General features: G+C 73.7%; 15 protein-coding genes. 4 read left to right on the forward strand and 11 right to left on the reverse strand.

Annotated features, from left to right (window positions below):
* Positions 1-6: 6 nt before the first annotated feature.
* The 6 genes from ACIQBJ_RS28865 to ACIQBJ_RS28890 all read right to left on the reverse strand — a co-directional run bounded on the left by ACIQBJ_RS28865 (position 7) and on the right by ACIQBJ_RS28890 (position 8,397).
* On the reverse strand, positions 7-1,521 hold the full coding sequence (locus ACIQBJ_RS28865; RefSeq protein WP_400716248.1) for an ArnT family glycosyltransferase: 1,515 nt from the start codon (positions 1,519-1,521) through the stop codon (positions 7-9).
* 122 nt (positions 1,522-1,643) lie between these two features.
* Positions 1,644-3,545, reverse strand: a complete 1,902-nt coding sequence (gene dxs, locus ACIQBJ_RS28870; protein WP_400716250.1) for a 1-deoxy-D-xylulose-5-phosphate synthase — start codon at positions 3,543-3,545, stop codon at positions 1,644-1,646.
* Positions 3,546-3,748: 203 nt separating this feature from the next.
* Complete coding sequence (locus ACIQBJ_RS28875) at positions 3,749-5,017, reverse strand: sugar ABC transporter permease (protein ID WP_400716252.1); 1,269 nt, start codon at positions 5,015-5,017, stop codon at positions 3,749-3,751.
* On the reverse strand, positions 5,014-5,802 hold the full coding sequence (locus tag ACIQBJ_RS28880) for an ATP-binding cassette domain-containing protein (protein ID WP_400716254.1): 789 nt from the start codon (positions 5,800-5,802) through the stop codon (positions 5,014-5,016). Before ACIQBJ_RS28880 ends, ACIQBJ_RS28875 begins: the two co-directional genes overlap by 4 nt.
* A 138-nt stretch (positions 5,803-5,940) precedes the next feature.
* Entirely contained in the window at positions 5,941-7,035 is a 1,095-nt protein-coding gene (locus ACIQBJ_RS28885) for a substrate-binding domain-containing protein (protein WP_400716256.1), read from the reverse strand.
* Between the two features lie 192 nt (positions 7,036-7,227).
* A complete protein-coding gene (locus ACIQBJ_RS28890; protein WP_400716258.1) occupies positions 7,228-8,397 on the reverse strand; it encodes an ROK family protein in 1,170 nt (389 codons plus the stop codon).
* Positions 8,398-8,559: 162 nt separating this feature from the next.
* Here ACIQBJ_RS28890 and pepN point away from each other — a divergent pair, with 162 nt between their 5' ends.
* Positions 8,560-11,124, forward strand: a complete 2,565-nt coding sequence (gene pepN / locus ACIQBJ_RS28895; protein WP_400716260.1) for an aminopeptidase N — start codon at positions 8,560-8,562, stop codon at positions 11,122-11,124.
* Positions 11,125-11,131: 7 nt separating this feature from the next.
* On the opposite strand, the gene ACIQBJ_RS28900 is transcribed toward pepN, so the two are convergent.
* Positions 11,132-12,682: a sensor histidine kinase gene (locus ACIQBJ_RS28900; protein WP_400716262.1), complete on the reverse strand. Its 1,551-nt coding sequence runs from the start codon at positions 12,680-12,682 to the stop codon at positions 11,132-11,134.
* On the reverse strand, positions 12,682-13,383 hold the full coding sequence (locus ACIQBJ_RS28905; protein ID WP_400716264.1) for a response regulator transcription factor: 702 nt from the start codon (positions 13,381-13,383) through the stop codon (positions 12,682-12,684). The genes ACIQBJ_RS28900 and ACIQBJ_RS28905 overlap by 1 nt, the downstream gene beginning before the upstream one ends.
* A gap of 181 nt (positions 13,384-13,564) precedes the next feature.
* On the opposite strand from ACIQBJ_RS28905, the gene ACIQBJ_RS28910 reads away from it, so the two are divergent.
* From ACIQBJ_RS28910 to ACIQBJ_RS28920, 3 genes are read left to right on the forward strand one after another with little or no spacing between them, the layout of a single operon-like run.
* A complete protein-coding gene (locus ACIQBJ_RS28910) occupies positions 13,565-14,926 on the forward strand; it encodes a ferric reductase-like transmembrane domain-containing protein (protein WP_400716266.1) in 1,362 nt (453 codons plus the stop codon).
* Positions 14,927-14,939: 13 nt separating this feature from the next.
* Positions 14,940-15,407, forward strand: coding sequence for an FMN-binding protein (locus tag ACIQBJ_RS28915; protein WP_400716268.1), 468 nt, complete (start codon positions 14,940-14,942; stop codon positions 15,405-15,407).
* Positions 15,408-15,427: 20 nt separating this feature from the next.
* The gene (locus ACIQBJ_RS28920) at positions 15,428-16,222 is read left to right on the forward strand and encodes an FAD:protein FMN transferase (RefSeq protein ID WP_400716346.1); all 795 of its coding nucleotides are present in this window, start codon (positions 15,428-15,430) and stop codon (positions 16,220-16,222) included.
* A gap of 70 nt (positions 16,223-16,292) precedes the next feature.
* On the opposite strand, the gene ACIQBJ_RS28925 is transcribed toward ACIQBJ_RS28920, so the two are convergent.
* The 3 genes from ACIQBJ_RS28925 to malQ all read right to left on the reverse strand — a co-directional run bounded on the left by ACIQBJ_RS28925 (position 16,293) and on the right by malQ (position 19,946).
* Positions 16,293-17,345 (reverse strand): heparin lyase I family protein, encoded by a 1,053-nt coding sequence (locus ACIQBJ_RS28925; protein ID WP_400716270.1) that lies wholly within the window; start codon positions 17,343-17,345, stop codon positions 16,293-16,295.
* A gap of 195 nt (positions 17,346-17,540) precedes the next feature.
* On the reverse strand, positions 17,541-17,762 hold the full coding sequence (gene psbW / locus ACIQBJ_RS28930; protein ID WP_400716272.1) for a photosystem II reaction center protein PsbW: 222 nt from the start codon (positions 17,760-17,762) through the stop codon (positions 17,541-17,543).
* A 21-nt stretch (positions 17,763-17,783) separates the two neighbouring features.
* On the reverse strand, positions 17,784-19,946 hold the full coding sequence (gene malQ, locus ACIQBJ_RS28935) for a 4-alpha-glucanotransferase (RefSeq protein ID WP_400716274.1): 2,163 nt from the start codon (positions 19,944-19,946) through the stop codon (positions 17,784-17,786).
* Positions 19,947-19,997 lie beyond the last annotated feature (51 nt).

Genomic DNA, 19,997 nt, shown 5'->3' on the forward strand with positions numbered 1-19,997 from the left:
GGCGGCCTACTTCTTCTTGAGGCGGTAGATGACGGTGTCGCCGGTGACGCCGACCACCTCGTAGTGGGTGTCGAGGAGGGAGGCGATCCGGGGGACCAGGTCGGGCTGGTACGGGGAGGTGCCGGAGTCGTCGACGAAGACCTCGGGGAAGCCGTTGGTGGAGATCTCGTTGTCGAAGGTCTGCCAGGCGTCGGAGACGGAGTACTGCTCGCCGACCTTCTCGCCGCCCTTGCCGCCGCTGAAGTTGGTGAGGAAGCCGGCGGTGAGGTAGCGGGTGGCGGGGCGGCGGTCGGCGAGCCAGTAGAGCTCGGGGTGCATGCCCCAGACCAGGACGGTGTCCTTGGGGGTGGTCTGGGCGGCGACGGCGGTGGCGACCTCGGTGGTCTGGGTGAGGCGCTGGCCGGGCCAGAAGACGGCGAGGGCGCAGAAGAAGGTGGAGGCGACCGCGGAGTAGGCGACCACGGGCCGCCAGGGGACGGCGGAGGTGGCGACGGCGCCGATGCCGAGCAGGACCAGTGGCGGCATCAGCTGGAGGTAGTAGTGGCCGAAGAAGTGGAAGCCGACCGAGACCGCGACGATCGAGGAGGCCAGCCAGACCCACAGGTCGGCGGTGGAGCCGTGCTCGGGGCCGCGGCCCGGGACCGGCCGCCGGTGCCGGCGCAGCCAGAGGCGGTGCGCGTAGGGCAGCAGGAAGGCCAGGCCGGCCGACAGCAGGATGGCGGAGTTGCCGAGCGCCCGGCCGAGCATCTGGGGCCAGTTGGAGCCGAGCACGGCGTAGTCGCCGGAGCCGGTGACCACCCAGAACAGGAAGCCCTTGGGTTTGGTGAGGATGACGGCGACCAGCGCTATCGGCAGCGCGAACCCGAAGCCGATCTTGGCCAGGGCGGGGGGCCAGCGGACGCCGCGGCGGCGGGTGTCCTGGAGCAGCATCCACAGCACGGGCAGCAGGACGGCGCCGCCGGTCTGCTTGGTGAGCGAGCAGAGCGCGACGGCGATGCCCGCGGCCAGCCAGCGGCGGCGCTCCGCGTAGCGGAAGGCGGCGACCATGGCGGGCAGCATGAAGACTTCGAAGGTGGCGGCCTGGGTGTCCTCGGGCGACAGGCCGATCGAGACCAGCAGGTAGATCAGGCCGGCGTAGCGGCCGGCCCGGTCGCCCCAGCGGCCGCGGGCGATCGAGGCGAGCAGCACGGCGGTGGCGAGGTGGGCGCAGATCGCCAGGGTGCGCAGCGGCCAGAGCGAGACGGAGCCGAAGACGGCGAAGCAGGCCTCGTAGAGCCAGGGCAGCAGCGGGGGCTTGCGGTCGACGACGGTGTCGTAGAGGACGCCGCCGTCGGCGAGCATCCGGGCCTGGGTGGCGAGATAGCCCTCGTCGGGGCTCCAGACGGGGCGCAGGAAGGACGGGAGGTGGGTGAGGGTGGCCACCAGCGCGAGCAGCGGGACGAGCCCGGTCCAGTACCCGGTCCGGACGTTCGCCGTCAGTCGGTCGGCGAAGGAGCGCGGGCGGCTCGTGGTGAGGGACACGGATGACAACCTACCTGCCGTGAACGCGCGGGGAAGTGCCGGTCCGCGAAAGAGTGTGACGATCGGATGATCGGCGCACCGCCGGACGGGCTCCGGCGGTGCGCCAGGGGTGTTCCGGGGCGTCAGCTCCGGGCGAGCGCGCGAGCGTTCAGCAGCGCGGCGGTCTTCGCCGCGACGACCGGGGCGGTGAGGCCGATCTCCTCCAGGATCTCGGCCCGCGAGGCGTGGTCGAGGAACTCCTGCGGGATGCCGAAGTCGCGCAGCGGGACGTCCACGTCGGCGTCGCGCAGCGCCTGGGCGATCGCCGAGCCGACGCCGCCGGCCCGCCCGTTGTCCTCGACGGTGACCACCAGGCGGTGCCGGGCGGCCAGGCCGGGCAGCGCGGCGTCCACCGGCTTGACCCAGCGCGGGTCGACCACGGTGCTGGTGATGCCCTGCTCGGCGAGCAGGTCGGCGGCCTCCAGGCAGAGCGGGGCCATCGCGCCGACCGAGACGATCAGCACGTCGGCGGCCTCGTCGGCGGTGCCCCCCTCGGCGCGGCGCAGCACGTCCATCCCGCCGACCGTGCCGACGGCGGGGACGGCCGGGCCGACGCTGCCCTTGGAGTAGCGGACCACGGTGGGCGCGTCGGTGACCTCGACGGCCTCCCGCAGCTGGAGCCGGACCTGCTCGGCGTCGCGCGGGGCGGCCAGCCGCAGGCCGGGGACGACCTGCAGGATCGACATGTCCCACATGCCGTTGTGCGAGGCGCCGTCGGTGCCGGTGACGCCCGCGCGGTCGAGCACGAAGGTGACGCCCAGCCGGTGCAGCGCGACGTCCATCAGGACCTGGTCGAAGGCCCGGTTGAGGAAGGTCGCGTAGACCGCGACCACCGGGTGCAGGCCGTTGGTGGCCAGGCCGGCGGCGCAGACCGCGGCGTGCTGCTCGGCGATGCCGACGTCGAAGATCCGGTCCGGGAACGCCTGGGCGAACGGGGCCAGGCCGACGGGGTGCAGCATCGCGGCGGTGATCGCGACGATGTCGCGGCGCTCGCGGCCGAGCGCCACCATCTCCTCGCCGAACACGGACGTCCAGTCCTTGCCGGAGGTCTTCACCGGCAGGCCGGTGTCGGGGTGGATCACGCCGACCGCGTGGAAGCGGTCCTCGTCGTTGTTCTCGGCGGCGTGGTAGCCGCGGCCCTTCTCGGTGATGCAGTGCACGATGACCGGGCCGCCGAAGCCGCGCGCCTTGGCGAAGGCGGACTCCAGGGCCTGCAGGTCGTGGCCGTCGATCGGGCCGATGTACTTGAGGCCGAGGTCCTCGAACATGCCCTGCGGGGCGATGAAGTCCTTCAGGCCCTTCTTGGCGCCGTGCAGGGTGTCGAACATCGCCTGGCCGACCACGGGGGTGCGCTGCAGCGCGTCCTTGCCCCAGGACAGGAAGCGCTCGTAGCCCTGGGTGGTGCGCAGGGTGGAGAGGTGGTTGGCCAGGCCGCCGATGGTCGGCGAGTAGGACCGCTCGTTGTCGTTGACCACGATGACGATCGGCAGGTCCTGGCTGTCGGCGATGTTGTTCAGCGCCTCCCAGGCCATACCGCCGGTGAGCGCGCCGTCGCCGATCACGGCGACCACGGGGCGGTCCTTGTGGCCCTGGATCTTGTTGGCCTTGGCCAGGCCGTCGGCGTAGCCGAGCACGGTGGAGGCGTGCGAGTTCTCGATCACGTCGTGCTCGGACTCGGCGCGCGAGGGGTAGCCGGACAGGCCGCCCTTCATCTTCAGCCGGGAGAAGTCCTGGCGGCCGGTCAGCAGCTTGTGCACGTAGCTCTGGTGACCGGTGTCGAAGAGGATGCGGTCGCGCGGGGAGTCGAAGACCCGGTGCATCGCCAGCGTGAGCTCCACCACGCCGAGGTTGGGGCCCAGGTGGCCGCCGGTCTTGGAGACCTCCTCGACCAGGAAGCCGCGGATCTCCTCGGCGAGCTCCGACAGCTGCGCGGGCGTGAGCCGATCGAGATCGCGCGGTCCCCGAATGCGGGTCAGCAGGGCCACCCGTTCCTCCTCGTCCAATTTCCCGCGCCCGTCCGGGCCCGGAGGGCGTACGCCCCGGTTGAGTCTAATGTCCATTACCCGGGCGTAGTGCGGCGGGCAACCCGGACCACCTTTCGGGTGGTCCGGGGCCGAACGCACGCGACCGCGCGACCGGTCCCTGTATAGAAGGGGAGACCGGTCGCGCGGTTCCGGGCGGGGCGGGGTCAGCCGCGTCCGTGCGACTTCTGGGTGCGGCGGGAGACCGAGTCCAGGACCACCGCGGCGAGCAGCACCGCGCCGGTGATCATGTACTGGATGGCCTGCTGGGCGCGGACCATGTCCAGGCCGGTGGTGATGGACTGGATGACCAGGATGCCGAGCAGCGCCGACCAGGTCTTGCCGCGGCCGCCGAACAGGCTGGTGCCGCCGATGACGGCCGCCGCGATGGCGCTCATCAGGACGTTGCCGCTGCCCAGCGCCTTGTCCGCGGAGCCCTGCTGGGAGGCGATGAACAGGCCGCCGAAGCCGGCCAGGCCGGCCGAGATCATGTAGACCGAGATCCGCACCCAGGCGACGTTGATGCCAGAGCGGCGGGCCGCCTCGATGCCGCCGCCGACCGCGAAGATCTGCCGGCCGTAGGAGGTGCGGCGGAGCACGAAGTCGCCGAGCGCGACGATGCCGACGAAGATCACCAGCGGCAGCGGCAGGCCGCTGTCCTGGTTGAGCATGTAGGCGGCGACCAGCACCACGACGCCGATCAGGCCGGTGCGCAGCGCGATCTCGCTGAGCGGGCGGGCGGGCAGGCCGGCGGCGGAGCGGCGGCGGGAGTCGAGCAGCTGGCCGCCGGCGAACAGCACGATGGTGACGACCGCGAACAGCCAGGCCCAGATGATGTCGCCGTCGCCCAGGAAGTAGGTGTCCAGGTTGGCGACCACGCCGTCGTTCGGGTTGTTGACGGTGCCGAGGGTGCCGAGGACCAGCATCTGCAGGCCGTTCCAGGCCAGCATGCCGGCCAGCGTGACCACGAAGGCCGGGACGCCGATCTTGGCGAAGAAGTAGCCGTGCAGGGCGCCGATCGCGATCGCCGAGGCGATGGCGACCAGGATGGCCAGCCACTCGTTCATGCCCTGGCGGACGGCCAGCACCGAGGTGATGGCGGCGGTGGCGCCGGCCACCGAGCCGAGCGAGAGGTCGATCTCGCCGAGCAGCAGCACGAACACCACGCCGACCGCGATCAGGCCGGGGCCGGCGATCCACTTGGTGATGTTGGTGAGGTTGTCGGCGTTGAGGAAGGAGCCGGTCTTGAACTGGAAGATCGCGGCGATGATGATCAGGCCGATCACCACCGGCAGCGAGCCGAGCTCGCCGCTGCGGATCTTGCGGGTGAACTCCTCGAAGTAGCCGGCCAGGCCCTCCTTGCGGACCAGCAGACGCGGGTCGACGGCCGGCGGGGCCGGCTCGGGGGAGGTGGTGGTGGGGGTCTCGGTGGTCACTTGGCTTCCTCCGCGATTCGGGCCTGACGACGTGTCACCGCGTTGTCGGTGGCGCCGGTGATGGCGGAGATGATCTCCTCGTGCGAGGTGCTGGCGACCTCGAAGCTGCCGTTGTTGCGGCCCAGCCGGAGCACCGCGACGGTGTCCGCGACGGCCTTGACGTCGGCCATGTTGTGGCTGATCAGGATCACGCCGAGGCCGCGCTGGCGGAGCCGCTCGACCAGGTCCAGGACCTGGGCGGTCTGCTCGACGCCGAGGGCGGCGGTGGGCTCGTCCAGGATGACGATCTTGGGGTCGCCGACCAGGGCGCGGGCGATCGCCACCACCTGGCGCTGGCCGCCGGAGAGGCCGGCGATCGGGATGCGCACGCTGGGGATGCGGATCGACAGGGTGTCGAGGAGTTCGCGGGCGCGCTTCTCCATGGCGACCTCGTCCAGGGTGCCGAAGCGCTTGAGCTCGCGGCCGAGGAACAGGTTGCCGACCACGTCGAGGTTGTCGCAGAGCGCGAGGTCCTGGTAGACGGTGGCGACGCCGAGCGCCTGGGCGTCGTGCGGGCGGTTGATCGGAACCGCCCGGCCCTCCCACTCGATGACGCCCTCGTCGATCGGGTGGACGCCCGCGATGGTCTTGACCAGGGTGGACTTACCGGCGCCGTTGTCGCCGACCAGGGCGACGACCTCGCCCGCGTGGACCTCCAGATGCACGTCGGTGAGTGCCTGGACGGCGCCGAAGCGCTTGGAGACCCCGCGCAACGCCAGTACGGGTGCGCCTGTCACGTGAACCAACTCCTTGAGTCCCGTGCCGGACCTGACGTTTCCGGCACGGCCGTCCCGCGCGCCGGGCCGGGCGCGCGGGGTACTTCCGGGGTGAAACGGGGCGGGCGGGGGGCCGCCGCGATCGGGAGGCCCCCCGCCCGGCGGGTGCTACTTCAGGCCGGCCGCGGTGCAGGCGGCGGCGAAGTCGGCGGTGCAGATGTCCGAGACCTTGTAGAGCTTGTCGGCGATCACGGTGTCGGTGATGTTCGCCTTGGTGACGATCTTCGGCTCGAGCAGCTTGGCCGGGATGCCCTTGTCGGTGTCGCTGTCGATGGTCGAGCTGGCGACGGCCTTGACGTCCTTGCCCTGCAGCAGGTTGACCGCGAGCTCGGCGGCCGAGTCGGCCAGCGGCTTGTAGGCCTTGTAGATGGTGTAGGCCTGGTCGCCGGAGACGATCCGCTGGATGGCGTCGAGGCCCGCGTCCTGGCCGCCGACCGGGACGTTGATGCCCTGGGACTTCAGCTGGGTGATGATCGCGGCGGCCATGCCGTCGTTGGCGGAGTAGACGGCCTGGAAGCCGTCCTTGCCGAGCTGGGTGATGGCGGCGCCGACCTTCTGGCCCGCGACGGTGGGCTTCCACTCACCGCTCTGCTCGTAGACGACCTTCTTGACCTTGCCGTCCAGCACCTTGTGCGCGCCGGACTTGAACTTGGCGGCGTTCGGGTCGGCCTCGTCACCGTTGATCATCACGACGTTGGCGTCGGCGGCCTTGGCGCCGAGGGCGTCGACCAGGGCCTGGCCCTGGAGCTCGCCGACCTTCTCGTTGTCGAAGGAGACGTAGGCCGAGACCGGGCCGGTGGCCAGGCGGTCGTACGCGATGACCTTGACGCCCTTCTTGGCCGCGTCGGACACCCAGGCCTGGGTGGACTTGGCGTCGAACGCGTCCAGGATGATCACCTTGACGCCCTGGGCGATCAGGGTGTCGAACTGCTGCTTCTGCTTCGAGGCGGAGCCCTCGGCGTTGTTGTACTCGACCTTGCAGTCGGCGCAGAGTTCCTTGACCTTGGCCTCGATGAACGGCTTGTCGAAGGACTCGTAGCGGGTCGAGGACGCGTTCTCCGGCAGCAGCAGGCCGATGGACTTGTTGTTGCCCGAACCAGCGTCGGCCTTCTTGTCGTCGCCGGCCTTGCCGCAAGCGGCCATGGTCAGAGCCATCGAGGCGGCGGCGGTGCCGATGACGACGCGACGCATCATTGCGTTCATGGTGGGGGGTGCCTCCCTGACAGAGCCGCGGAACATCGCGGCGAGGTGGGCAGGAGTCAACCCCGTCACGGAGCTTGTCGTCAATAAGTAAAACCTGAGGCCCCCGGATTCAAACCCATTCGTTATCTTCCTGAAGGCTCGCCCGAGACCGGGCGAGCCGTCGGATTCCCCCGTGCGGGTGCTCCGGGTACCTCAGAGCACCCCGGTCTCGCTCATCTCGCTCATCACCAGGGCCAGGGCGCCGAGCACCTCCGCGCGGCCGCCCAGGGTGCCCGGGACGACCGAGAGCTGCCGGGCGGCACTGGGGATCGCGTACCGCGCCACCGAGTCCCGGATCGGGGAAAGCACCAGCTCACCGGCCTCGGCCAGGTCTCCACCGAGGATCACCCGGCGGGGATTGAGCAGGTTGCAGAGGGTGGCCACGCCCATCCCGATCTGCCGGCCCGCGTCGGCGATCACCCGGCGGCAGCCCAGGTCGCCCTGCTGGGCCAGTTGGACCACCCGCCCCAGGGTCAGCTCGCCCGGGTGGTTGGCGTTCAAGAGGTTGAGCAGGTACCGGGAGCCCACGAAGGTCTCCAGGCAGCCGCGGTTGCCGCAGCGGCAGACCGGCCCCGCCTCGTCCAGCGTGATGTGCCCTATCTCCCCCGCGGTGCCCCCGGGGCCGCGGTAGATCTGCCCGTTGATCACCAGGCCGGAGCCGACGCCGCTGGCCACCTTGATGTACGCCAGGTCGCCCAGGCCCCGCCCGGCGCCCCAGACCAGCTCGCCCAGCGCGCCCAGGTTGGCGTCGTTGTCCACGTGCACCGGCATGCCGAGCCGCCCGGCCAGCTCCTGCCCGGGCGTCACGCCCGTCCAGCCCGGCAGGATCGCGGTCGAGCCGAGCGCCCCGGTCTCCTGGTCGATCGGGCCCGGCACGCCCAGGCCCACGCCGATCACCTTGTCGGCCGGGAAGCCGGCCTGGCCGAGCAGCCGCTCGACCATCCGCTCGGCCCGGTCGAAGCCCTGCTGGGCGGAGACGTCCACGTCCAGCGGCTCGCTCTCCTCGGCCAGCACCCGGTGCGCCAGGTTGCCGACCGCCACCCGCAGGTGGGTGTGGCCGAAGTCGACGCCCACCACGATCCCGGCGTCCCCGCTGAGCGAGACGCTGCGGGCCCGGCGCCCGCCCGAGGAGGTGTCCGCCACCACCACGGTGCCGGACTCCTTCAACTCCCGGACGATGTTGGACACGGTGGCGGCCGACAGGCCCGTGCCGCGGGCGATCTCCGCCTGGGTGAGCGACCCGGCCATCCGGACCGCCCTGAGCACCCGTTCGAGATTCGCCCGGTGCAGCGAGGACTGCGATCCCGGTGTGTCCGTCGACATGTTCCACCCTCCAGGGCGTACTCGCGGTTCGTCCAAAGTTCAGCTTCAACTTCTGAACTCTATGCTCGGGCACCCGCCGGAGGGGCAGTCAAATACGAACACGAATTGTTACCCACGTGGGAGGATGCCCGGTAACCATGCCCTGACGAAGGAGTCCTGCGAGTGCCTGGCACCAACTTGACCCGTGAGGAGGCCCGCACCCGGGCCGCGCTCCTGCACGTGGACGCGTACGAGATCGAGCTCGACCTGAGCTCGGCGCGCGAGGGCGGCACCTTCCGGTCCACCACCGTGGTCCGGTTCACTGCCGCCGAGACGGGCGCCGCCACCTTCATCGACCTGGTCGCCCCCGCCGTCACCGAGATCGTGCTGAACGGCCGCGCCCTGCCGCTGGAGAACTTCGCCGACAGCCGGATCGCGCTGCCCGACCTGGCCGCCGAGAACGAGCTCCGGGTGGTCGCGGACTGCGCCTACACCAACACCGGCGAGGGCCTGCACCGCTTCGTCGACCCGGCCGACGGCGAGACCTACCTCTACACCCAGTTCGAGGTGCCGGACGCCCGCCGCGTCTTCGCCAACTTCGAGCAGCCCGACCTGAAGGCCGCCTTCGCCTTCACCGTCACCGCCCCGGCCGGCTGGGTCGTGGTCTCCAACTCCCCCACCCCCGAGCCGACCGGCGAGGGCGACACCCGGGTCTGGACGTTCGAGCCCACCCCGCGGATGTCCACCTACATCACCGCGCTGATCGCCGGCCCGTACGTCGGCGTCTTCGACAGCTACGACAACGGCGCCCAGCACGTGCCGTTCGGCGTCTACTGCCGGCCGTCGCTGCGCGAGTTCCTGGACGCGGACGCGATCTTCGCGGTGACCCGCCAGGGCTTCGACTACTTCCAGGAGAAGTTCGACTTCCCCTACCCCTTCGCCAAGTACGACCAGCTCTTCGTCCCGGAGTTCAACGCCGGCGCGATGGAGAACGCGGGCGCCGTCACCTTCCGTGACCAGTACGTCTTCCGCTCCAAGGTCACCGACGCCTCCTACGAGGCCCGGGCCGCGACGATCCTGCACGAGCTCGCCCACATGTGGTTCGGCGACCTCGTCACCATGGAGTGGTGGAACGACCTCTGGCTGAACGAGTCCTTCGCGACCTTCGCCGAGGTGGTCTGCCAGGCCGAGGCCCCCGGCTCCAAGTGGCCGCACTCCTGGACGACCTTCGCCAACCAGATGAAGACCTGGGCGTACCGGCAGGACCAGCTGCCGTCCACCCACCCGATCATGGCGGAGATCAACGACCTGGAGGACGTCCAGGTCAACTTCGACGGCATCACGTACGCCAAGGGCGCCTCGGTGCTCAAGCAGCTGGTCGCCTACGTCGGCCAGGACGCCTTCTTCCAGGGCGTGCGCGCCTACTTCAAGCGCCACGCCTGGGGCAACACCCGGCTCGCCGACCTGCTCGGCGCGCTGGAGGAGGCCAGCGGCCGCGACCTGCGGACCTGGTCCGAGGCGTGGCTGGAGACCGCCGGCATCAACGTGCTGCGGCCCGCGCTGGAGGTCGCCGAGGACGGCACCATCAGCTCCTTCGCCGTCCTGCAGGAGGCCCCCGCGCTGCCCGCCGGCGCCCGCGGCGAGGCCGTGCTGCGCCCGCACCGGATCGCGGTCGGCCTGTACGAGCTGGTCGACGGCTCGCTGGTGCGCACCGAGCGGATCGAGCTCGACGTGGACGGCGCGCGCACCGAGGTCCCGCAGCTGACCGGCCGGGCCCGGCCCGCCGTGCTGCTGCTCAACGACGACGACCTGTCCTACGCCAAGGTCCGGCTCGACGCCGACTCGCTGGCCGTCGTCACCGAGCACCTCGGCGACTTCGCCGACTCGCTCCCGCGCGCCCTGTGCTGGGCCTCCGCCTGGGACATGACCCGGGACGGCGAGCTCGCCACCCGCGACTACCTCTCGCTCGCCCTCTCCGGCCTCCGCCGCGAGAGCGACATCGGCGTGGTCCAGTCCGTGCAGCGCCAGGTCAAGCTGGCGCTGGACGTCTACGCCGACCCGGCGTGGCGGGAGACCGGCCTGCAGCGCTGGGCCGCCGCCGCCGAGACCGCCCTGCGCGAGGCCCCGGCCGGCAGCGACCACCAGCTCGCCTGGGCCCGGACGCTCGCCGCGGTCGCCCGCACCGACGGCCAGCTCGACCTGCTCGCCGGGCTGCTGGACGGCACCGAGACGGTCGAGGGCCTGGCCGTCGACACCGAGCTGCGCTGGACGCTGCTGGTCCGCCTGGCCGCCACCGGCCGGGCCGACGAGGCCGCGATCGAGGCCGAGCTGGTCCGCGACAACACCTCCTCCGGCCAGGAGCACGCCGCCACCTGCCGGGCGGCCCGCCCGACCGCCGAGGCCAAGGCCGCCGCCTGGGCCTCCGTGGTGGACTCCGACGCGCTGACCAACTACGTGCAGGAGGCCGTGATCGCGGGCTTCCAGCAGGCCGACCAGCGCGAGCTGATCAACGGCTACGCCGAGAAGTACTTCGCCTCGGTCAAGCAGGTCTGGGAGACCCGCAGCCACGAGATCTCGCAGCAGATCATCGGCGGCCTGTACCCGTCCTACGCCGTCTCGCAGTCCACCCTGGACGCCACCGACGCCTGGCTCGCGAGCGCGGACCCGGCGCCGGCGCTGCGCCGCCAGGTGATCGAGGCCCGGGCCGGCGTGGAGCGCGCGCTGAAGGCGCAGTCCGCCGACCGCTGACGGACCGTCAGGGCCCCGGCTCCCCCGCCCGTTCCACCGGGCCGGGGGCGCCGGGGCCCTGCGCGTTCCCGGCCGGCAGCACCACGGTGAACACCGTCCGCCCGGGGGCGCCGCTCAGCCCGACCGTCCCGCCGTGGGCCAGCACCACGGCCCGGACGATGGCCAGGCCGAGGCCGGTGGAGCCGGTGCGGCGGGAGCGGGCCCGGTCGCCGCGGGTGAACCGCTCGAAGACGTGCGGGGCCAGCTCGGCCGGGACGCCCGGCCCGTCGTCGGCGACGGTGAGCCGGACCTCGCCGCCGCGGGGCTCGATCCGCAGCGTGACGGTGCTGCCGTCGGGGGTGTGGGTGCCCGCGTTGGCCAGCAGGTTGCCGACCACCTGGGCCAGCCGATGCGGGTCGCCGGGGACGGTCACCGGCTCGGCGGGCAGCTCCAGCAGCCAGCGGTGGCCGGGGTGCGCGGCCCGGGCGTCGGCGGCGCCGTCCAGCGCGATCCGGGTCAGGTCGGCGTCCTGGACGGCCAGCGGCCGCCCGGCGTCCAGCCGGGCCAGCAGCAGCAGGTCCTCGACGATGTCGCCCATCCGGAGCGACTCGGCGCCGATCCGCTCCAGCGAGTGCCGGACCGGACCGGGCACCGGCCCGGGGTGCCGGAGCGCCAGCTCGGCGTGGCCGCGGACGGCGGCGACCGGGTTGCGCAGCTCGTGGCTGGCGTCGGCGGCGAACGCGCGCAGCCGCTCCTCGACGGCCTGCCGGCGGGTCAGCGCGTCGCCGACGTGGCCGAGCATCCGGTTGAGCGCGGCCCCGACCCGGCCGACCTCGGTGCCGGGGTCGGCGTCCGGGACGCGTTCGCCCAGCTCGACCGCACCGTTGGCGAGCGGCAGCGCGGAGACCCGTTCGGCGGTGGCGACCACCCGCTCCAGCGGGCGCAGCGCGAGCCGGACGCCGAGCGTGCCGGCGGCCGCGGCGACGGCCAGCGCCGCGCCGAAGACCACCAGTTCGATCAGCAGCAGGCGCTGCACCGTCTCGTCGACGGGGTGCAGCGGCAGGCCGGTGACCAGGGTGTCCCCGTCGTGGCCGGTGACGGCGGCGGCCCGGTAGTGGCCGAGCGCGGAGAGCTCCAGGCCGCGCGGGCGGCCGTCGGCGGGCAGCGCGCGCAGGGCCCGCAGGTCGGTGGCGTCCAGCGGGACGGCGGCGTCGGCGGCGGACCCCTTGACGATCGGCACCGGGTCGTCGTCGCCGGGCGGGACGCCGCCGACCACGGCGGCGTGGGTGAGGCCGCCGTCGACCAGCCGGGCGCCGAAGGTGCCGGGCGACTGGGCCCGGGTGTCGTGGCCGCCCTGGCCGGGGTGTTCGAGGCTGGCGGCGTAGCGGCCGCCGGCGGCGGCGAGCTGCTGGTCGAGCCGGTCGGTCAGGAAGTGCCGGAGCGCCTCGCAGGTGGCGACGCCGACCCCGGCGCAGATCACCGTCAGCAGCACCAGCACGCCCGCGACCAGCCGGGCCCGCAGGGTGCGCGGGCGGCGCGGCAGCGGGACCCGGCGCGGCAGCGGGACCCGGCGCCGCATCAGGGGGCCGGCCGCAGCACGTAGCCGGCGCCCCGGACGGTGTGGATCATCGGCGGGCGGCCGGTGTCGATCTTGCGGCGCAGGTAGCTGATGTACAGCTCGACCACGTGGGCCTGGCCGCCGAAGTCGTAGGACCAGACGGCGTCCAGCAGCTGGGCCTTGCTGAGCACCTGGCGGGGGTGCTCCATCAGGTGCTTGAGCAGGGCGAACTCGGTGGGGCTGAGTTCGACCGGCTCGCCGCCGCGGTTGGTCTCCCGGGCCGCCGGGTCGAGCCGCAGGTCGCCGACGGCCAGGGTGCCGGGGCCGCCCGGCCCGGCGGGCGCGGCCCGGCGGAGCAGTCCGCGCAGCCGGACCACGACCTCCTCCAGGCTGAACGGCTTGGTGACGTAGTCGTCGCCGCCCGCGGTGATCCCGGCGATCCGGTCCTCGACGGCGTCCCGGGCGGTGAGGAAGAGCACCCGGACCTCGGGGTCGGCGGCGTGCAGGCGGCGCAGCACCTCGAAGCCGTCCAGGTCGGGGAGCATCACGTCGAGGACCACGGCGTGCGGGCGCCAGTCCGCGGCGGCGGCGACGGCGGCCAGGCCGTCGGTGGCACCGCGGGCCTGCCAGCCCTCGTAGCGCAGGGCGCCGCAGACGACGTCGACCAGGTCGGGCTCGTCGTCGACCACCAGGACCCGCCAGGGGGTTTCGGTCTGCTGCACCGGACCATTCTGGCCCGCCGCGATGAGAAAGCGGTGAGATCCCCGCACCGGTGTTCGCCCAGGTACACCGGCTCCGACCTGCCCGAACGCCGTTCCGGAGGCCGTCGCGGGCGGCGGATTCATAGGGAACTGAGAGCTTGCGGTGCGACGGTGGGGCCCGGCACCACCGAAGGAGGCCCCGTTGACCGCACTGTCCACCCCGCCCCGGGCCGCCCGGCGCGCCGCGGCCGCGCGCCGGGGCCTGCCGCCGGACGCCGTCCGGCACGCCGTGCCCGCGCTGATCGCCCTCGGGGCGCTCGGGGTGCTCGCCCTGTGGTGGTCGGACACCCCCCGGGTGGCCGGGGCCGCGGACTGGCTGACCGGCACCGGCCGGATCACCGGCCTGCTGGCCGGGTACGCCGCGCCCGTCCTGCTGCTGCTGATGGCCCGGGTCCCGCTGCTGGAGCGCGAGGTCGGCGCCGACCGGCTGGCCCGCTGGCACGCCTTCGGCGGCCGCTACCTGGTCGCGCTGCTGACCGCGCACGTGCTCACGATCGTCTGGGGCTACGCGCTGACCGACGGCCGGGGGGTGTGGGGCCAGGGCGTGGAGATCGTGCTGCACTTCCCCGACATGCTGAAGGCCACCGCCGGGACGCTGCTGCTGCTCGGCACCGGCGCGGTCTCCGCCCGGGCCGCCCGCCGCCGGCTCAGCCACGAGACCTGGTACTACCTGCACCTGGCCACCTACCTGGCGGTCGCCCTGGGCTTCGGCCACCAGCTCACCACCGGCGCCGACCTCGGCGACGGCCCGGCCCGGGCCGCCTGGTACCTGCTGTACTTCGGCACCGCCGCCGTCCTCGGCTGGTTCCGGCTGCTGCGGCCCTGGCTGGGCGAGCGGCGGCACCGGCTCCGGGTGGCCGAGGTCCGCCCGGAGGGCCCGGGCGTGGTGTCGGTCTTCCTGACCGGCCGTCACCTGGACGAACTGCGGGCCGAGCCCGGCCAGTTCTTCCGCCTCCAGTTCGCCGCCCCGGGGCTGCGCTGGACGGCCAGTCCGTACTCGCTGTCCGCCCCCGCGCACCCGCACTTCCTCCGCTTCACCGTCAAGGACCTGGGCACGCACAGCGCCGCCGTCGCCGCGCTCGCCCCCGGCACCGCCGTCCGTGCCGAGGGCCCCCACGGGGCGTTCACCGCGCGCCGCCGGCACGGCGGCGGGCCGGTGCTGCTGCTCGGCGCGGGCGTCGGGATCACCCCGCTGCGCGCCCTGTTCGAGACGCTGCCCGGGCGGGTCACGCTGGTCCAGCGCGCCCGCCGCCCCGAGGACGTGCTGTTCCGCCGCGAACTCGCCGCCGTCGCGGAGCGCGGCGGCCGCCGGGCGCACGAACTCCTCGGCACCCGGCGGCAGGTCGGCCCGCTCGGCCCCGCGCTGGCCCGGCTGGTCCCCGACCTGGCCCGGCACGAGGTCTGGCTGTGCGGCCCAGAGGAGTTCACCGCCGAGGCCGTCCGCGCGCTGCGCGCCGCCGGGGTCCGGCCGTCCCGCATCCACCACGAGTCCTTCGCCCTCTAGGAGCCCCGCCACCATGCGCCGAGCCGTCGTCACCGCCTCCGCGACCGCCGCCGGGGTCGTCCTGCTGCTCTCCCTCAAACCGCACGACCCCGCCGCGCCCGTCACCGCGATCGGCGCCACCGGCGCTTCCGGCGCTTCCGGCAGCACGGGGGGTACGGGGGGCACGGGGGGTGCCACCACCGACGCGTCGAACGGCGGCACCTCACGGTCCGTCACCGGAGACGCCGTCAGCACCCGCTACGGGCCGGTGCAGGTGAAGGTCGCCCTGGACGCCGACCGGAGGATCACGAAGATCGACGTCGTCCAGTACCCCAGCCGGGACCACCGCGACCAGGAGATCAACAGCTACGCCATCCCCGTCCTCAACCAGGAGGCGCTGGCCGCCCAGAGCGCGAAGATCGACGTGGTCTCCGGCGCCACCTACACCAGCGACGGCTACACCCGCTCGCTGCAGAGCGCGCTCGACAAGGCCGCCGAGTGACCACCCGGGTCGAGCACGTGATGGGGACGGTCTTCTCGATCACCGTCCGCGACCCCGGCCCGCGGACCGCCGCCGCGGTCGAGCGGGTGGTCGAACGGCTGCACCGGATCGACGAGCTGTTCTCCACCTACCGGCCCGGCAGCGAGATCTCCCGGCTCGGCCGGGGCGAGCTCCGGGCCGACGGGTGCGACCCCGAGGTGCGGTGGGTGCTCGACCGCTGCACGGAGCTCGCCGCCGAGACCGGCGGCTGGTTCACCCACCGCCCCGGCGGGCGGCTCGACCCCAGCGGCTACGTGAAGGGCTGGGCCGTCGAGGAGGCGTCCCGCCTGCTGCGCGAGTCCGGCTCGGCGGACCACTGCGTCAACGGCGGCGGCGACGTCCAGACCGCGGGCGGCCCCTGGCGGATCGGGATCGCCGACCCGCACCGCGCGGGGGCCCTCGCCCGGGTCCTGACCGGCCACGACCTCGCCGTCGCCACCTCCGGCACCGCCGAACGCGGCGCCCACGTCCTCGACCCGCACACCGGCCGCCCCGCGACCGGCTACGCCTCCCTCACCCTGGTCGGCACCCGCCTCGCCCGCCTCGACGCCCTCGCCACCGCGGCCTTCGCCATGGGCCCGCCGCACGCACTGCGCTGGCTCGCGGACCACGGCATCACGGCGTTCGCGATCCACCCGGACGGGACCAGGGAAGAGACGTTCGGAAGGAGCGAACCCAGGGGCCCGGGGAACGGCGGGGCCGAGAGGCTGATCGCCGGAACACAGTGGGGCGCAACGGGGCTTTCGCAAAAGAACCTTCGGCCCGAAACGGGGTAGCGCATCGCAGCCTGTTGGACGCCCGCCACTCGGCTCCGCCGTTCCCCGGGCCCCTGACGGGGCTCCTTGGTCAGGAGGTCGAGGTGGCGAGGGCCAGGGTGGTGGCCATGACCGGGCTGGTGAAGGTGTTCGTCGCATCGCCCGGGGACGGGTGGTAGGAGCCCCACTTGAGGTAGTTGCGGTCGCCGTCCCAGGTGGTGCCGGTGAAGGTGCCGGAGCCGGTGGTGAAGGTCTGCTTGACGCCGTCGTACCAGAAGTCGATGGTGCCGTCGGTGCGCCCGAGGTGGATCTTCAGCGCGTAGGAGTGCCACTTGTCGTTGGCGATCGGCGCGGTCCACAGCGCGTGCGCGACGTGGTCGGTGTCCCACTCCTGGAGGCGGACCCGCCCGTTGGCGATGTCGATCTCGATGGGGTGGTTGGCGGTGCCGGTGCTGGGCGAGCACTTGAGCTGGAAGACGTAGCGGCTGTCGCTGTCGGCGATGTTCACCCGGGACGACCAGCCGAGGTAGAAGGTGTCGCCGTTCCTGAGGTCGGGCCCGACGGTCTCGCAGCGCTCCTCGCCGGCGGCCTGGAAGGCCCGCCAGACCTTGCCCTTGGCGGAGTCGCCGGTGACGCCGAAGTTCCCGGACTTGCACTGGACGTCGTTGAAGGCGGACGCGCCCTTGGCGGTGCTCGGCGTCCACAGGATCTTGCCCGTGACGGGGGCGGGGCCCGGCCCGGGGGTGCTGACCGTGCCACCGGTGCCGCCGGTGCCGCCCGTCCCGCCCGTGCCGCCGGTGCCCGAAGTGCCACCGGTGGAACCCGAACCCGTGGAGCCCTGGCCCGCGGAGCCGGCGGAGCCCGAGGAGTCCGTGGAGCCGGAGGTGCCGGTGCCGCCGGGGACGGTGTCGCCCTGGCGGCCGGTGCCGCTCGGGGCGGGGGTGCCCGGGGTGGCGGTGCTGCCGGGGGCGGGGGTGCCGGTCGGCGGTGCGGCCGGGGTGCCGGGGGCGGGCTTGCCGGGGGCCGTCCCGCGGGCCGGGGCGGCGTCGGAGGCGGTGGCGGGGCCGGTCGCGGAGGCGCAGCCGGTGAGGGCGGTGGCGGCCGCGAACAGGGCGGCGGTCCGGCGGAGGCGGTGGTGCGTCATGGGCGTTCCTCGGGTGACGGGGACGTCGGACGGTGCACCGGGACGGGGCGGTCGATCCGATGCCCCGTCACCGTCGGGGCGTCGGCGGCGCCGTTCGGGTTGTCCCAGGGCGCGCGCCGACCCCCGGGAGGCCCGGGAGCCCGAAAAAACGGCGACCGCCGGGGCGGTCGCCGTCCGGGTCCGGGGGCCCGTGGGTTACTTCTTCTTGCTGCCCGGGAGCATGCAGAGGCCGGCGATCACCGCGAAGGCGAGGATCGGGAGGCCGACGAACAGGCCCAGGCTGGCACCGACGCTCAGGCCGCTGCCCGGGTCGTCGCCGTCGTCGCGTACGAGCGCCATGGCGGGCGACGACATCAGCATCATCAGCGTGGCCGCCGCGGTGACCGCACCGGCGCGCATTGCGTTCCTCTTGTCCACGTTTCCCAAGGTACCGGCCCCCTACAGCGGGTGGCCCGGCGGGGTGGGCCTGTCGGCGCGTCCGGGTGACGGGGCGTCGGACGGGACGTCGAGCGGGGCGAGGGTGGCGGCGATGCCGGCGGTGCCGGGGGCGGCGGCGAGGGCGTCCAGGGTGCGGGGGGTGCCGGTGGCGTCGGCGATCGGGAGCCGCCAGTTGGGGTACTGGTCCCAGGTGCCGGGGAGGTTCTGCGGGCGGGGGTCGCCGACGGTGTCGGGGAGCCAGACGCCGACCAGCTGCGCGGGGGTGGCGAGCAGGAAGGCGTACAGCGCCTCGGGGGTGGTGGGCTCGCCCTCGGCGAGCAGGCCGATCCGGACGAGTTCGCGCTGCCAGTCGGCGAGTTCGGTCGCGGCGGCGGCCTGTTCCTCGGCCAGCGGGCGGGCCAGCAGGCCGAGGTGGTGCCGGAGCGCGACGTGCTCGCCGGTGAGCCGGGCCGCGGTGGAGGGCAGGTCGTGGGTGGTGAGGGTGGCCAGGCAGCCGGGGCGCCAGCGCTCGGGCGGCAGGACGGTGCCGCCGGCCTGCCAGTCGCGTTCGAACCAGAGCACCGAGGTGCCGAGCACGCCGTGCTCGGCGAGCCGTTCCCGGACGCCGGGTTCGACGGTGCCGAGGTCCTCGCCGATGACGGCGGCGCCGGCCCGGTGCGCCTCCAGGGCGAGGACGGCGAGCATCGCCCCGGCGTCGTAGCGGACGTAGGTGCCCTGGGTGGGGCGGGCGCCCTCGGGCACCCACCAGAGCCGGAACAGGCCCATCACGTGGTCGATCCGGATCGCGCCGGCGTGCCGGGCGGCGGCCCGGATCAGTTCGGCGAACGGGGCGTAGCCGGCCTCGGCGAGGGCGTCGGGGCGCCAGGGCGGCAGGCCCCAGTCCTGGCCGTGGGCGTTGAAGGCGTCGGGCGGGGCGCCGGTGGAGATGCCGGTGGCGAGGACGTCCTGCAGGGCCCAGGCGTCGGCGCCGTCGGGGTGGACGCCGACCGCGAGGTCGTGGATCAGGCCGATCGGCATGCCGGCGTCGAGGGCGGCGCGCTGGGCGGCGCGCAGCTGCTCGTCGACCAGCCAGGCCAGCCAGCGGTGGAACTCGATCCGGTCCTTCAGCTCGGCCTTCTCGGCGGCGACCTGGGGGTTGTCGGGGTGGCGCAGCCCCTTCGGCCAGGCGTGCCGGCCGGTGCCGTGCCGCTCGGCGAGGGCGTTCCAGGTCGCGTACCGCTCCAGCCACTCGCCCTCGCGGCGGACGAACGCCCGGTAGGCGGCCTCCCGGCCGACGCCGCGCGGGACGGCGTGCAGCAGTTCCAGGGCCTGCCGCTTGAGCGCCCAGACCGCGTCGCGGTCGATCAGGCCGTCGTGCGCCAGCACCTCCTGGCGGAGCAGCCGGGCCCGGCGGGAGAAGTCGTGCGCCTCCTCGCAGCGGGCGTACTCGGGGACGGCCTCGATCCGCAGGTGCACCGGGTCGGCGAAGCGGCGCGAGGACGGCCGGTAGGGGGACGGGTCGGAGGGGGCGCCGGGCAGGCCCGCGTGCAGCGGGTTGATCTGCAGGAAGCCGGCGCCGAGCCCGGCCCCGGCCCACTGGGCGAGTTCGGCGAGGTCGCCGAGGTCGCCCATGCCCCAGGACTGCTCGCCCAGCACGGAGTACAGCTGGGCCAGGAAGCCCCAACCGCGCTGCCGGGGCCCGGGGACGCGCGGCGGGGCGACGACGAGCGCGGCCCGGCCCGCGCGGTCCCCGGCGCTCGCGGTCAGCACGTGGTGGCCGAGCGGCAGGTCCTCGGGGAGCCACCAGGAGTGGTCGTGCGACAGCTCCCAGGTGCCGCCGTCCTCCAGCTCGATCCGGACGGCGGCGTCGGCGGGCAGGTCGAGCGCGGTGCGCCGCCCCTGCCAGGCCACCACGGTGGGCGGCAGCAGGCGGCGCGCGGTCTCCTCGCGGTGCTGCTCCAGCGCCTTGGCGGCCAGCTCCGGCGTCCCGGCGGGGACGCCGAGCGCGGCCAGCACGGCGCTCAGCGTGCGGGCCCCGACCTGCACCGGCCCGGCCCCGGCGTCGTAGCCGGTGTCCACCCCGTACGCGTGCGCCAGGGCCACCAACTCCGGTGGTGCCGACGGGTTGTCCTCCGCCGGTACCTGCTCGACTCCCGCCTGGTCACGGTCAAGGTATGCGGCCACCCCGCGCACTCCGTCCTCGGACTCCCGAACGCCAACACCCGAACGCCAACA

It is taken from the genome of Kitasatospora sp. NPDC088391 (assembly GCF_044753345.1).
Lineage (GTDB): Bacteria > Actinomycetota > Actinomycetes > Streptomycetales > Streptomycetaceae > Kitasatospora.